12 protein-coding genes are annotated in these 14,387 nt (G+C 68.0%); 4 read left to right on the top strand and 8 right to left on the bottom strand.

Annotated features, from left to right (window positions below; genetic code table 11):
• Nucleotides 1-165: 165 nt before the first annotated feature.
• Nucleotides 166-606 (top strand): DUF6325 family protein, encoded by a 441-nt coding sequence (locus tag ACTWQO_RS14050; protein ID WP_443237740.1) that lies wholly within the window; start codon nucleotides 166-168, stop codon nucleotides 604-606.
• Here the strand turns inward: ACTWQO_RS14050 and ACTWQO_RS14045 are convergent.
• The gene (locus ACTWQO_RS14045) at nucleotides 603-1,022 is read right to left on the bottom strand and encodes a DUF7144 family membrane protein (protein ID WP_443237622.1); all 420 of its coding nucleotides are present in this window, start codon (nucleotides 1,020-1,022) and stop codon (nucleotides 603-605) included. The two genes, ACTWQO_RS14050 and ACTWQO_RS14045, sit on opposite strands and share 4 nt — an antisense overlap.
• A gap of 218 nt (nucleotides 1,023-1,240) precedes the next feature.
• On the opposite strand from ACTWQO_RS14045, the gene ACTWQO_RS14040 reads away from it, so the two are divergent.
• The gene (locus tag ACTWQO_RS14040; protein WP_443237621.1) at nucleotides 1,241-1,528 is read left to right on the top strand and encodes an SHOCT domain-containing protein; all 288 of its coding nucleotides are present in this window, start codon (nucleotides 1,241-1,243) and stop codon (nucleotides 1,526-1,528) included.
• 144 nt (nucleotides 1,529-1,672) lie between these two features.
• On the opposite strand, the gene ACTWQO_RS14035 is transcribed toward ACTWQO_RS14040, so the two are convergent.
• Together ACTWQO_RS14035 and ACTWQO_RS14030 are read right to left on the bottom strand one after the other, a co-directional pair.
• The gene (locus ACTWQO_RS14035; RefSeq protein ID WP_443237620.1) at nucleotides 1,673-3,013 is read right to left on the bottom strand and encodes an NAD(P)/FAD-dependent oxidoreductase; all 1,341 of its coding nucleotides are present in this window, start codon (nucleotides 3,011-3,013) and stop codon (nucleotides 1,673-1,675) included.
• 6 nt (nucleotides 3,014-3,019) lie between these two features.
• Entirely contained in the window at nucleotides 3,020-3,859 is an 840-nt protein-coding gene (locus ACTWQO_RS14030; protein WP_443237619.1) for an SDR family oxidoreductase, read from the bottom strand.
• Nucleotides 3,860-4,029: 170 nt separating this feature from the next.
• Between ACTWQO_RS14030 and ACTWQO_RS14025 the strand changes: the two genes are divergently transcribed.
• Nucleotides 4,030-5,538 carry a glutamate decarboxylase gene (locus ACTWQO_RS14025; RefSeq protein ID WP_443237618.1) on the top strand — a complete coding sequence of 503 codons (1,509 nt, stop codon included), beginning with the start codon at nucleotides 4,030-4,032 and terminating at the stop codon, nucleotides 5,536-5,538.
• A 16-nt stretch (nucleotides 5,539-5,554) separates the two neighbouring features.
• On the opposite strand, the gene ACTWQO_RS14020 is transcribed toward ACTWQO_RS14025, so the two are convergent.
• The gene (locus tag ACTWQO_RS14020) at nucleotides 5,555-6,199 is read right to left on the bottom strand and encodes a GAP family protein (protein ID WP_443237617.1); all 645 of its coding nucleotides are present in this window, start codon (nucleotides 6,197-6,199) and stop codon (nucleotides 5,555-5,557) included.
• A 211-nt stretch (nucleotides 6,200-6,410) separates the two neighbouring features.
• Entirely contained in the window at nucleotides 6,411-7,643 is a 1,233-nt protein-coding gene (locus ACTWQO_RS14015) for a DUF2254 domain-containing protein (RefSeq protein ID WP_443237616.1), read from the bottom strand.
• Between the two features lie 289 nt (nucleotides 7,644-7,932).
• Between ACTWQO_RS14015 and ACTWQO_RS14010 the strand changes: the two genes are divergently transcribed.
• Complete coding sequence (locus tag ACTWQO_RS14010) at nucleotides 7,933-9,780, top strand: glycoside hydrolase family 15 protein (protein ID WP_443237615.1); 1,848 nt, start codon at nucleotides 7,933-7,935, stop codon at nucleotides 9,778-9,780.
• A gap of 21 nt (nucleotides 9,781-9,801) precedes the next feature.
• Here the strand turns inward: ACTWQO_RS14010 and ACTWQO_RS14005 are convergent, their stop codons facing one another.
• From ACTWQO_RS14005 to ACTWQO_RS13995, 3 genes are read right to left on the bottom strand one after another with little or no spacing between them, the layout of a single operon-like run.
• Entirely contained in the window at nucleotides 9,802-11,571 is a 1,770-nt protein-coding gene (locus tag ACTWQO_RS14005) for a cation:proton antiporter (protein ID WP_443237614.1), read from the bottom strand.
• Nucleotides 11,572-11,623: 52 nt separating this feature from the next.
• Complete coding sequence (locus ACTWQO_RS14000; protein ID WP_443237613.1) at nucleotides 11,624-12,682, bottom strand: cytochrome d ubiquinol oxidase subunit II; 1,059 nt, start codon at nucleotides 12,680-12,682, stop codon at nucleotides 11,624-11,626.
• On the bottom strand, nucleotides 12,679-14,157 hold the full coding sequence (locus tag ACTWQO_RS13995) for a cytochrome ubiquinol oxidase subunit I (protein WP_443237612.1): 1,479 nt from the start codon (nucleotides 14,155-14,157) through the stop codon (nucleotides 12,679-12,681). The genes ACTWQO_RS14000 and ACTWQO_RS13995 overlap by 4 nt, the downstream gene beginning before the upstream one ends.
• Between the last annotated feature and the right edge of the window lie 230 nt (nucleotides 14,158-14,387).

The raw sequence follows: 14,387 nt of genomic DNA, 5'->3' as shown, positions 1-14,387 counted from the left end.
CGGCCAGGATCCGGGCCGAGGAGGTCCCGGCGAGGGTCGTCGAGCGAGGCGGCAGGGCCGGCGGGGCGAGCTGCGTCCGGGTGCGACGACCGGTGTCCGGTGATGCAATGGCGTTCAGGGGCCCACGAGCCAGAGGTGACCGCCGTGAGCGAGAAGATCGACGAGATGGGACCCATCGACTACGTGGTGGTGGAATTCCCCGGCAACCGAATGACAGGCGAGGGCTTCCCGCTGCTGGTCGATCTGGTGGACCGCGGCCTCATCCGGATCCTCGACCTGGTGTTCATCAGGAAGGAAGAGGACGGCTCGGTGACCGCCCTGGAGATCGCCGATCTCACCGGTGACGGCGAACTCGACCTCGCCGTCTTCGAGGGGGCCCACTCCGGTCTGCTGGGTCAGGACGACCTCGAGGAGGCCGCTGCCGCCGTGGAGCCCGGCAACTCCGCCGGCCTGCTGATCTACGAGAACGTGTGGGCCGCGCCCTTCGCCGCCGCGCTGCGGCGTGGCGGAGCCCAGTTGGTCGCCTCCGGTCGGCTCCCCGTACAGGACGTCCTCGCCTCACTCGAAGCGGCCGAGTCCACGTCCCCCGTCGGTCCGTCGGACTAGGCGTCGGTGCCCGTGCGGGCGCACAGGGCCCAGATGACGAAGCCGTCAATGACGATCAGCGTGATGGCCCAGAACGGGTACCAGGGGAGCCACGCGAAATTGGCGAGCATCGACAGCCCTGCCACGGCGACGCCGACCATGCGGGCCCACAGCTTCCCGCTGAACAGGGCGAAGCCCGCCAGCGTCACCACGATGCCGATGATGAGATGCATCCAGCCCCAGCCGGTGAGGCTCCACTGGAAGGTGTAATTGCGGGTCGTGACCAACAGATCGTCGTCCGCTATTGCGGCTATCCCCTGGAATATCGCCATGATGCCGCCGAAGACCATCATGACCCCGGCGAATGCCGTCCAGCCGGTTACAGCCATTCCCCGACCTGTGTCGGTTTGCCGCATTCCTGCACTGTGCGTGGCCATTTCAAGCTCCTGTTGGCTGGGTCTCGTCGCCGGACGGAATCGCCGGCGACGCACACGCTTCCAGCGTGCCACGAGTCACAGCGTCCGGCAGATCGGCGGGAATTACGTCGAATCGGATCCCGCCGAGATGCAGTGGAATCCGAGCAATGGTGCAATAGAGGCGTAGTGTGCTCCGATTCGGTGAGTCATTCACCGATTCCGAGCGGGAAAGGATCGCCATGCCAGGTCTTCTCCGCGGAATCGCCCGCACTGCCGCCGTCGCGGGAACGGCGACCGCCGTGTCCAACCGCGTGACGCGCCGTCAACAGGGCCGGTGGGCCGCCCAGCAGGGCTATCAGGAACCCCAGTCGCAGCCCGTCTACTCCGCACAGCCGCAGCAGTCCGCGGCGCCGGCCGACGACATGGGCAGCATGCTCGACCAACTCAAACAGCTCGGCGAGCTCAAGTCACAAGGCGTCATCACCGAGGCCGAGTTCGAGGAGCAGAAGCGCAGACTCCTCGCCTGACCGACGCGCACCCTGTGCGTCGAGCCGGTAGAGCAATACCAGCCACGGGCAGGTGGGCGACGGGGTTGTTGCGGCGGAGCGTTCGCCAGCAGGACCGTTGTGCTGAGCACGTGCGCCTCGACGGTCTGCCCCACCCGGGCCGGCTCAGGATGGAGGCGAGGATGCCTCGGATCCACGGTCGCCGCCGACAGCCAGGTTGGCACCGGACACGGTGAAGGCGCGCTCGCGTCGTGAGCCGGAGGCGAAGACGACGGACCAGCTGAGCACCGCCCCCAGCCTGCTGCGGAATCCGGTGAGGAATGCCAGGTGGATGAAGAGCCAGGCCAGCCAGCCGGTCCAGCCCGACAGATGCAGCGGACCGGCCTTGACGACGGCCCGGCCGCGGCAGATGTAGGCGGCGCTTCCCAGATCCCAGTACTTGAAGGGTTTCGGCTGCTTCGTCCTGCCCTCCAGGGCGTGGCGCACGGCACGGCCCGCGTATGCGCCCGTCTGCATCGCGACCTCGGCCAGCCCCGGTAGCCGGTTCAGGCTCATGACGTCGCCCGTCACACGAATCTCCGGATGGCCGGGGATGGTGAGGTCGGGTTCGACGGCGATGCGTCCGGCCCGGTCCTGGGTGGCGCCGGTTGCCCGGGCCAGCGCGGCGGCGATGGGCGGCGCCTCGACGCCAGCCGTCCACAACACGGTGCGTGCCTCGAACCGGGTCGTGGCGCCGTCCTTGTCCTCCACTGCCAGGCCGTACGCATCGACATCGGTGACCTTCGTGCCCAGGTGGAGCTCGACCCCGAGGTTCCGCAGGGTCCTGGCCGCACGGCCGGCGAGAGGGCGACCGAAGGCACCCAGCACTTCGTCGGACCCTTCGAACAGCAGCACCCGCGCCCGGGCCGGTGCGATCTTGTGGAACTCCCGGTCGAGGGTGCGGCTGGCGATCTCCCGGATCTGTCCGGCGAGTTCGACACCAGTCGGCCCACCGCCCACCAGGGCGAAGGTGAGCCACTGCTGCTGTTCCTCGGCGTCAGCGGCCGTTTCGGCCATCTCGAACGCCTGGTAGACCCGGCGACGGATGTCCAGCGCGTCGTTCAGGGTCTTCATGCCGGGTGCGTGCGCGGCGAACTCATCGTGCCCGAAGTAGGACTGGCGCATGCCGACCGCGACGATGAGATCGTCGTAGGGCAGGGTGAGGGCTTCGCCGTCGGGTCGCCTGGCGTGCACCAGGCGGGCGCCGGCATCCACATCGGTGGCCTCGGCGAGCAGGCAGCTCACGCGGTGGTGGCGTCGTAGGACCGCGCGCAGCGGTTGCGCGATCTGGCCCTCCGACAGGATTCCGGCGGCGCACTGGTAGAGCAGCGGCTGGAAGAGGTGGTGGGCGCGACGGTCGACCACGGTCACCGCAACCGGTGACTGCCGCAGGGCCCGGGCGGCGAACAGCCCGGCGAACCCCCCGCCGAGGATCACCACCCGGCGGGGTGTGACATGCTCCTCCACCGGTGCTCAGCCTCCCGTGGCGAAGCCGGGAAACAGCGTCATTCCACCGTCGACGAAGAGCGTGCTGCCCACGACGTAGTCGAGCAGGTCGGATGCCACGGCGACGACGGCGTTGGCGATGTCGTCCGGGTCGCCCACGCGGCGGTACGGGATCAGCTTCAGGAGCTCCGACTCGGCCTCAGGGGTCGACCAGGCATCGCGGTTGATCGGCGTGCGGATGGCGCCGGGCGCAACCGCGTTGACCCTGATCCCCTGAGGAGCCAGCTCCTGGGCAAGCGTCTGCATCAGCATGCCCACGCCACCCTTGGAAGAGGCGTAGTTGACGTGGCCCGACCAAGGGACGATCTGATGGACCGAGCTCATGCAGATGATCTTCCCGGCCGCCCGGGAAACCTCCGGGACGACACCGCGCCGCACGAACTCCTTGGCGGCCTCCCGTGCACAGAGGAACTGGCCGGTCAGGTTGACGTCGATGACCTTCTGCCACTGTTTGAGCGTCATCTCCGTCACGGCCGAGTCCCTTTGAAGGCCGGCGTTGGCCACCATGATGTCGATGGTGCCGAACTCCTTCACCATCCGCGCGACCATGGCGACCACTTGGTCCTCGTCGGACACATCGGCCTCGTGGGCGTAGGCGCGGACTCCGAAGCCCTCGATCTCCGCCACGACCTTCTCGGCCTCGTCCGCCCCGACCACGTAATTCACCACGACGTCTGCTCCGGCCCGGCCCAGGGCAATGGCAGTCGCCTTGCCGATCCCCGAGTTGGCGCCGGTCACCAGCGCCTTCTGACCCCTGAGAAGCTGCGCGTACACCGTTCCGCGGTTCTCGCTGACACTTCCTGCCACGACGATCTCTCCTTCGGTGATTCGACGGCGACGCCCGCTGTCCTCCATACCGACGGACGTGCCGCGGGGATCGAGCGACGCATATGCGGAAAGGTCGAGCGTCGACCGGCCCAGCAGGGCGGGCGCGGAGGTGGTGGCATGCCCGGCACCGACGAAAGCACCCGGCCCCGATGACGGGACGCACCGGCGCGCACCGCCACCGCCTTTCGGCCCGGCTTGTCATCCGGCTGGGCTACAGCGCTGAGGGCGGCGTGCAGTCCTGTCTCGGTGTGTCTCTCGCTCGCGCCAGGCTCTGGAGCTGTTTGAATCACCGTATGACTAAACGTGACGATGGGGCTCTTTTCGGTAACCGATTCCTGACGGTGCCCGCTCCCTCGGAGACCTTCCCCGAGGAAGGCATGGCCGCGACGGACGCAATGAGACTCGTGGATGTGGATCTCGCGATGGAGGGCGACCCACAGCGCAACCTCGCTACGTTTGTCACCACTTGGATGGAGCCGGAGGCGCAACGGCTGATCGCCGAGAACCTCCACCGCAATTTCATCGACCACGCGGAGTACCCCATTTCCGCCGAGATCGAGCAGCGTTGCGTGCGCATGCTCGCCGACCTTTTTCACGCGCCGGGCAGGACGACGGGATGCCGGACTCAGGGTTCATCCGAGGCGATCATGCTCGGCGCGCTGTCGCTGAAGTGGAAATGGCGCGAGCGCCGCCAGGCGGCCGGCCTGTCGATCGACCGGCCCAATCTGGTTTTTGGGGGAGACGTCCACGTCGTGTGGGAAAAGTTCTGCCGCTACTTCGACGTCGAGCCGCGGATCGTGCCGCTTGCCGAGGGTAGGTACACGATCGGCCCGGAGGACGTGGAGCCCCGCCTCGACGAGAACACGATCGGCGTCGTCGCCGTCCTCGGCACCACGTTCACCGGGCACAAGGACGATGTCGTCGGGATCGACAAGCTCCTGCGGGACGTCCGTAAAGAGCGGGACCTCGACATCCCGATCCATGTCGACGGCGCCAGCGGCGCATTCGTGTGGCCCTTCCTCTACCCGGACTCGAAATGGGACTTCCGGCTCGAGCAGGTCCGTTCGATCAACGTCTCGGGTCACAAGTACGGCCTGGTCTACCCCGGCATCGGTTGGCTGGTCTTCCGCGAGGAGTCCGACCTGGCCAAGGACCTCGTGTTCTACGAGAACTACTTGGGCAAGACCGACGCGACGTTCACACTGAACTTCTCCACAGGTGCGTCGATGGTGCTCGCGCAGTACTACAACTTCGTGCGGCTCGGTCGCCAGGGCTACACCTACGTCATGAAGATGATGCAGGAGAACGCCCGCGCTCTGGCAGACCAGCTGCGGAGCAGCGAACGCTTCGAAGTGATCGGGAGTGACCTCGAGCAGCTGCCGCTGGTCGCTTTCCGTCTCGCCGGCAAGCACGCCTACGACGAGTCCGACATCGCCTGGCAGCTGTCGGCCGAGCGGGGATGGATGGTGCCGGCATACACGCTCCCGCCCGACGCGGAGCGGGTGAAGATCCTGCGCGCCCTGGTCAAGGAGACGCTGAGCCGCGAGCAGGTCGATCGCTTGAGCCAGGACATTGCCGACGCGTGTCGCACGTTGGACGACAAGGGTGCGGCCCACGAGAACGAACGGACCCAGATCAAGCACGGCACCGGCTACTGACGCACTGTGAAGGTACTCAGGCGACCAGCTCCGCGATGCTCCGGGCCGTCAGCCACAGGCCGAGGAGCAGGGCGAGTGTGACGATCAGCTGCTCCTGGTGCTGCGTGAGCCAGCTCCGCAGGGCGTTCAACCGGGCGTTCGCGACCGCAGGCGCCCAGACCACGTACATCTCCATGAGGATCAGGCTGAGTGTGGCCAGCAGACAGTAGCCGGTCAGTGCGAGCCAATCGGCGAGGGTGGAGAGCTTGGCGTCGACGGCGGTCGCGGCACCGGCACCGACCAGTGCCCAGGGCTGCAGCAGCCATGCCAGGCCGGCTGCCGCAGCCGGGGAGGCGTTGTCGATCCGGGCGGTCCAGCGTGGCGGGCCATGCGGACGGGGCGGTCGGCGGTACCGGTGCGCGCCGTACAACACCAGTGCCAGGCCGACGGCGAGTTTCGCACAGACCGCGGCAGTCGAGGGCGCGCTGTGACGGGCCGGGGGCTGACCGCCGGTCAGCAGCATCACGCAGGCGATGACCGCAATCAGGTTGGCCAGCCACGACAACAGGAACGCCAGGCCCTGGCGAACGCCGTGCCGCGAGGAGAGCAGCAGGATGAAGGCGCTGTTGTGCAAAGGCCCCAGGGTGACGGCCGTACCGATCACAACCAGGTCGAGGACCATCGGATCAGCCGCTCCTGGATGTCAGGGCCGCGTGCCATCTGGGAACGGGCGGATTGGCCGGCAGAGTGAGGCGGTGCTGCGGTGCCGAATCCCGACTTTGCAGGCGGAGGTCCGGGTGGTCAAGCAGGCCACACCCGCGTGGCGGCACTGCCGTGCCCGGCGGGCTCCCGGGCGAGCGTGACCTGGGAACGCCGGGGGACGGTGCGGTCCTCTACTGGTAGGGCCGCGACCGGCCTCCGATACCCTGACGGTCGGCGCACTCCGCGACGGCTCGATGGGCCGGATCCGCGAACGCCCGCTCCACCGACTGGCGCAGAAGCTCCAACTGAGCTTCCACAGCTGGATGTTGCGCTGACGGAAGGCTTTCGCGAAGGCCGTCGAGCAGGGCGCGCAGTCGTCGGCAGACCTGCATGGAGGTTGCCCCGTAGTCGCGGATCTCGGAGACGGCGAGCTGCAGGTAGTCCTCCCAGTCACGTCCGTGCAGGACGAGACGAGGCCGGCCACGGTCGTCCGCCATCACGTAGCGGCCCCGCAGTTGCGCGCTGCCGGCCACGGTGAGGAACGACTCGATGTGATTGAGCACCTGAACGGCTGTCGTGGGGTCGTTGACCGCCGGGGAGAGGGCACGGATGGCGATGTCCACCAGAACCCGCAGGGCGAAGGCGGGGTCCTGCTCGATGGTGCGTTCGGCGCCCAGGGCGATGAGACCGGTCACCTGCTGGGGGTCGGGCGCGGACGTACCGCCGTGGACCTCGACGAGTACGGCGCCGGGAGGGACGTAGTCTCCGATGAGGTGGGGCACGACGAACGTGCAGTCGTGGCGCACCCCCGCGGTCACCAAGCCGGCCACGTTGAATGCCTGGATGGCCCCGCCGTCTGCAGAGCGGATGAGCGTCACCGGTCCGCGGGCCGTCACGGCCTCACCGTCGTGCCGCGCGGACGCGTGGAGTGTCATGGCCCCGCGGGCGAAGACACCTTCTCCCATGCGCCCGACGAGGTCGGCGATGGCCACCGGCCTGAGGTTGTGCGTGAAACGATTGAGATAGACGAGCAGCAGCAGGAGGCTGACAGCCACAGCCGCTCCGGCGAGGGTGACTCCGAGGTCCGGTACCGAGTCCGACTCGATGCTGCGCAGCAGGGAGAAAGCGAACGCGAACGTCCCGGTGAACGTGGCAAGGACGGTTTTCTGCAGTCGGTCTCTGTACCAGAGGCGCATATACCGCGGGGACAGTCCTCCGGTCGCCTGTTGGATGACGAGCACACCGATCGTCACGACGAATCCGAGCAGTGCCACCATCGCCCCGACGATGGAACTGAGCACGCCGCTCGCGGTGGTCGCGGAGTAACGCCAGCCGCTCGGCGGCCAGTCCGCCCCGTCGGCGGCAATGGCCAATTCGGCGAGGACGACGCCCAGCACCATTCCGAACAGTGGCGCGATCCACAAGCTGGCTTTTGTGTACTGCCGCATTCGGAATACAGAGGCCCAGGACATCATTCTGCGCATGCCCGTACCCTTTCCCTCGGCCGGGAGGGCCTTCGTTGCAGGTACGGCCACCGTATGGCACTGATCGGAAGCGTGCAGCGACACGGCACCAGCAGTTCGGCTGCTGACTTCGTTCAGCAGGACCGACGGGACCTTCTTGCGTACGCTGGATGGGTGAACCACCGCTGAGGATTCTCGTGCAGCGTTTTCGCCGCTCGGTCGGCGCCCCTTGGGTGAAAGCAGGCTTTTGATGAATGCTTACCCGTTGATCGAAAACCATGGCTTGATCGGCGATCTGCAGACAGCGGCCTTGGTGACCACTGACGGCACCATCGACTGGTTCTGCTGTCCGCGATTTGATTCACCCAGCGTGTTCGGCGCTCTGCTGGACTGGGAAAAGGGTGGGCACTTCACTGTCCGGCCCGCCGACACGACCTACGCGACGAAGCAGTTGTACTTTCCCGACACGGCAATCCTCGTCACGCGCTTCATGACGGAGTCCGGCACGGGCGAAGTGGTCGACTTCATGCCGGTGACCGGCGCCGCCGCAACCGACCGCCATCGCCTCGTCCGCATGCTGCGCTGTGTGCGTGGCCATATGACGTTCGAAGGAGACATCGCACCCCGGTTCGACTACGGCCGCGCACCGCACGAACTGCACATCACGGAGCACGGCGCGGTGTTCGCCTCTGAGGGACTGGAACTGGCCGTGCACGCCGTCCGCGAGCCGGAGGACGAGCGGTTGCTGAACCTGCTGTCGGGTGACCGGGATCTTCACTTCACCCTGCCCCTGCGGGCCGGACAGCAGCGCGGCGTCGTCCTGGAGTCGTCGCCGGACGGGCCGCCCCATGAAATCCGTGTCGCGGAGTTCCAGCAGCTCCACGAGGAGACGATCCGCTTCTGGCGGTCATGGCTAGCCCAGTCCCGTTACTCGGGCCGGTGGCGCGAGGCGGTGGAACGCTCGGCCGTGACGCTGAAACTCATGACCTATGCGCCGAGCGGGGCCCTGGTCGCAGCCCCAACGGCGGGCCTGCCGGAGCAGTTGGGCGGCGAGCGCAACTGGGACTACCGGTTCACCTGGATCCGGGATGCCTCCTTCTCGATCTACGCCCTGCTGGGCCTGGGGTTCAAGGAAGAGGCGACGGCGTTCATCAGCTGGCTGCGCGATCGCGTGAGGGAAGAGGCCGGGGGGAACTCCGATACGGGACCGCTGAACATCATGTACCGGGTCGACGGCTCTTCCGACCTGGTGGAGGAGACCTTGGAGCGCTGGGCGGGGTACGAGGGCTCCGCTCCCGTCCGCATCGGCAACGGGGCCGCGGACCAGATGCAGATGGACATCTACGGCGAGGCGCTGGACAGCATCTACTTCGCGCACCAGCACGGAATCCAGCTCGACACCAAGGGCTGGACCGCACTGCACACACTCCTCGACTGGCTGGTCGACCACTGGGACCAGCCCGGCGAGGGACTGTGGGAGACCCGCGGAGGACGCAAGGACTTCACCTACGGCCGGGTGATGTCCTGGGTCGCCTTCGACCGCGCCCTGCGGCTTTCCTCCGCGAGCGGCCGTCCGGCAGCCCGCGGGCGCTGGGCGACCGAACGTGACCGCATCTACGAACAGGTACTGACACAGGGATGGGATCCGAAGCACGAGGCTTTCGTGCAGCACTACGGCAGCGATGTCCTGGACTCTTCGCTGCTGCGGATGCCGACGGTCGGCTTCATCACTCCGGACGACCCGATGTGGAGCTCCACGCTCGACGCCATGGACCGCGAGCTGGTCAGCGACAGCCTGGTCTACCGCTACAACCCGGAGGCGTCGCCCGACGGACTGAGCGGCTCCGAAGGGACCTTCTCCCTGTGCACGTTCATGTACGTCGATGCCCTGGCGCGGGCCGGGCGGACCGATCAGGCACGGCTCGTACTGGAGCAGATGCTCACGTACGCCAACCACCTGGGTCTGTACTCCGAGGAGATCGACCTGACAGGGCGGCAGCTCGGCAACTTCCCGCAGGCTTTCACCCACCTCGCGCTGATCGATGCGGCCATCACCCTGGACGCGACGCTCAACCGGGCAGGTGAGGGCGCGAGGTAGCCCGGGGGCAGCCGGTGAGGCTCACTGCCGGGGAAGGGCGGCGCCGAGCAGTACGACGCTGTCGCCTTCCTGCGGCGTGATCGGCTCCTTGCCGGTCACCGGTTCGAGCCGGCGGTTGGCCCGCACCACGAAGAGTACGTCGTGGCCTGCGGGCACCGGGGCGGAGGCGGGCTGGACCAGGAAGCGGGCTCCCGCCTCGTAGCGCGCTGCCAGGGCGTGCCGGACGAGTGAACTGCCGAAGAGGATGGCACCGCCGGTGTAGGGGGCGACTACGCCGTGGCTTTCGTGCGGAGGGCCGACCCGGTAGACAGGGCCCTCGACGTTGTCCTGCATCACGACCGAGGCGAGGGCGTTGAAGTCGTCGTCGTCGGTGGCGAGGATCACGGTGGTCACCCCTTCCAGCCGTGCCCCGGGGTTGGTGGCCGTGGCCAGCAGATCGCCCCTGGCCAGCTGGATCCCCGCATCCTTGATCCTTTGCCGCTCCGCGTCGAGCCCTGCCCACATCAGCACGTCGAGTCCGGCGGATCGCAGGCACCGCCCCAGGTCGACCACCCAGGGCTCGCCGCCCACCAGGAGGATGCGTGTGCCCGACGGTTTGACGACGGCCAGTCGTCGGGCCACCGGGACCGCGGTCAGCGCGTACAGCAGGACGGTTCCCACGATCACCAGGAAGGTGACCGGAAGGATCCTGGAGGCGCCGTTCACCCCTTCGTCGACGAGGCCGGCGGAGAAGGCCGACGCCGTGGCGGCGGCGACGATGCCGCGCGGGTCCATCCACCCGATGAAAGCCCGTTCTCCTGGGGTCAGGCCCGAACGTGCCGTTGCGGCGAAGGCCACAAGGGGACGCACCACCAGTACGAGGATCGCGACCAGAGCGAGGGACGGGAGCAGTACGGGGACCAGGGAGGACGGGGTGACGGTGGTCGAGATGGAGACGAACAGCAGGCCGATGATCAGCTGGACCAGGGTCTCGAAGAAGGGCCGGCGAGCGGGCATGTCGAAGCCGCGGGTGTTGGTGACGGCCAGTCCTGTGACGATCGCGGCGATGAGTCCCGTGTCGTCCCGGACGATGTCGCAGCCGGCCGACACGGCGATCACCGTGGCGAGTTGCGCAAGCGTGCCCAGCGTCTCGCCGAGGCGCAGGACGCGCAGCGTCCACCACAGCAGCATCGCGCCCACGGCTCCGCCGATCAGGCCGACGGCAAGACTGATACCGAACTGGCCCAGCTGGTAGCCCCGGCCGATGTCGACCTGGTGGGCCGACGCGATGGCGTGGAAGGTGAGAGCGCCGAGAATGCCGCCGATCGGGTCGGTCAGCGTTCCTTCCCAGATCAGGATGCGTCGGACCTTGTCGTTCGGCCGTACGTAGTCGAGCAGCGGGCCTACGACTGTCGGCCCCGAGACGACGAGGATCACACCGAGCATCGCGGCCACCCGCAGCGGCATGTCGAACATGGCGGGTGACACCGCGGCGGTGACCAGAAACGTCACCAGGACCCCGTACAGCAGCAGTCTGCCCACGATCCACCGCGTCCGACCGGTCAGGTTGCGCAGATTGAGGCCCAGACCGGCGTCGTAGAGGATCACCGCCACGGCCAGGGACACCAGGGCGGAGAAGTTCGCCCCCATCAGCTTGTCGGGGTGGACGACATCGGTGAGGGCACCGGCGGCGAATCCGGCGGGCAGCAGCAGGATCAGGGCGGGTACGCGCAGCTTGCTCGCCAGAATCTGTGAGCCGGTGGCGAGCACCACGGTCAGCGCGAGTCCGAGGAGGATCTGGTCGTCGGTCACGGCGCCTCCTCGCGGAACGCCGCCCGATCGGATGAGACCGTGAGCCGGGGCATCAGACGGTGCCTGCCGTGCCGTCGCCGTCCGGACCGCTTTCCTTGCGCAGGTCGGCGTCGGTGAGTGCTTCCAGTTCGCCGTGGGTGTCCAGCCAGTACAGCAGGACGACCGCCGGCACGATGAAGACCAGGGCCACCAGGCTGACCACCACGAGCCAGGTCAGCGTGCCCGACGCGCCCGCTCCGTCGGCCACGGTCAGCGAGGTGGGGATGAGGTAGGGACGCTGGGCCATGCCCCAGGCGATGACACCGGAGGCGACGGCCCCGACGGCGGTGACGCGGACCCAGTTGCCCGGTGTCCGCAGCATCAGCCAGGCCGTGGCGAGCGCGGCCACGCCGGCGATGACGGCGAACAGCAGCCCGACTCCGTGGGTGAGCCCGTGCGAGACGTGCGGGGCGTCGTCGGCGAGGACGAACAGGGTGATCACCGCGAGGACGGCCAGCACGACGAGACTGGCCAGCGCGCGCCGCCGGAAGTAGCCGATCAGATCGAAGGCTTCGAACCGGCGGGCATCCCCGAAGAGAAAGACCGCGCCGAGGAAGGCCGTCGTAGCGATGGCCAGCAGACCGATCATGAGCGAGGTGGGGCTGGACCACGCGTCCGCCGTTGCCTCGGTGCCGGCGGCCACCCGGCCGGAGGCGACCGCGCCGACGGCGGTGCCGAGAAAGAACGGTGTCACGAGCGAGGACACGGCGAATACGGCGCCGTAGAGGCGTCGGCCGACCAGCCGGCGGCTGGACTTGCGGAAGGCGAAACCGGCACCGCGCAGGACCAGGCCCACGGCCGCCAGGGCCAGGGGCAGCCACAGCGCGGAGAACACGGTCTGGAAGAACGAGGGGAAGCCGGTCCACAAGATGATGAACACGAAGATCAACCAGACGTTGTTGACCTCCCACACGGGCGCCATGGCATGGTCGATGAGCCACCGCGGGCGCTTGCCGCGGTCCGCGCCCCCGGCGGTGAGGTCCCAGAATCCGGCCCCATAGTCCGTTCCGCCGGCGCTGGCGTACGCGGCGACGGCGAGCAGCAGCACCACTGCGACCAGGTCGGCGGTCACGGTCGGCCGTCCTCGGACGGGGCGCTTCCACTTCTGGTGGTGGCGTCGCCGCCGGGAACAGGTACCCGCGGCCCGTAGGGGCCGTCCGCCTCCGGCGCATGGGCCGGGTGCCAGGACGCCTGCTGTTCGTCGGCGAGCCGCCAGCGGGTGCGCATCTTGAGCAGGACGCCGAGAAGCGAGCCGAAGATGAACAGGTACACCACGATCACCACTCCGAGCATGATCCACAGGGTGGTGGAACGGGTCGAGGTCACCGCCTCCGCGACCTTCATGTTCTGGTACACGATCCAGGGCTGGCGCCCCACCTCGGTGGCGATCCAGCCGCTTTCGACCGCCACCACGGAGGCGACGCCCGCGCACGCCGCGCTGCGGTAGAACCACCTGGAGGCCGGGAGCCTGCGGTGCCGCAGCCAGACCAAGCCGTACCACAGAGCCAGCAGCACCAGGGCGGACCCGACGCCGACCATGATGTCGAAGGCCCAGTGGGCGATGGTCGCCTGCGTGGCCGTCGGCCGTTCGTCGGCCGGAACGGAGGTCAGCCCGACCACCTTGGTGTTCGGGCTGAAGCCGGCCAGGAAGGAGTCGAGCAGCGGGATCTTGATGCCGCCCGAGACGGATCCGTCCGGGTGCAGGCGGCCGAAGATGTACTCCGGTACCCGCGTGTCGGTCTTCCAGACGATCTCCATCGCGGCGAACTTCACCGGCTGCTTGTGGAACACCGACCGGGCGATCGCGTCACCCAGGACGAACTGGACGGGCGTGGCGACCGCGGCGAGGGTGAACGGTACGGCGAAGCCGAGCCGGTGGTAGCGGTCCCGGCGGCCGCGCAGCCAGCCGACGGCGTAGACCCCGGCCACGATGTACCCGGCCGTCAGCAGCATCGCCACAACGAAGTGCCAGTACTGCGGCCCGAACATCGGCGTGAAGATGGCCTTCCACACGTCCACGTCGACCGGATCGCCGTCGGCGTTCAGGGAGAAGCCCTGGGGCGTGTTCATCCAGGAGTTGGCGGCCAGGATGCCGAACGCCCCGAGCAGGGCGGTGATCGGCAGCGGCAGCCCGATCAGGAAGTGCGTACGGGGCTTCAACCGGCGCCATCCGTACAGGTAGATGGCGATGAGCACGGCTTCGAGGAAGAACGCCCATGCCTCGACACCGAACCCGATGCCGAAGACATCACCCCACCTGCCCATCAGACCCGGCCAGAGCAGGCCGAACTCGAAGGAGAGCACCGTGCCGGTGACCACACCGACCGCGAACTGGACCGCCATGACAGCCGACCAGCGCCTCGCCAGCAGGAGGGCGGTGGCGTCGTTGCGGCGCAGCCCGAGGTAGTGCATGACCAAGGTGATGAGAGGAAGCGCCACCCCCAGGGGGACCAGGATGATGTGGGAGGCCAGAGTGAAGGCCATGAGTTCCCGGGCGGGCAGCAGCTGAGCGGGTGCATCCGCGAGCAGATGGACCGAAGGGTGCATGAGGGCCTTCACTGTTCAGGACGTACAGGAGAGGGTCAGCCGCCGGTGGCGACGCCGGCATCGCGGTTGATCGGCGTCCGGATGGCCCGGAAGGCAACCGCGTTGATCCGGATCCCGTGCGGGGCAATTTCCAGGGGAGGGTCGCCTTCATCACCCGGACGTCCCCATGATCCACGACCCCTGTCTCCTAGCTGCGCGACTCCTGGGCCCGGCCGCACCCGGCCCGGCAC

The organism is Streptomyces sp. 4N124, from assembly GCF_052245395.1.
Taxonomy (GTDB): Bacteria; Actinomycetota; Actinomycetes; order Streptomycetales; family Streptomycetaceae; genus Streptomyces.
The sequence above is the reverse complement of the archived record's forward strand: the minus strand, read 5'-3'. Positions and strand labels throughout refer to the sequence as shown.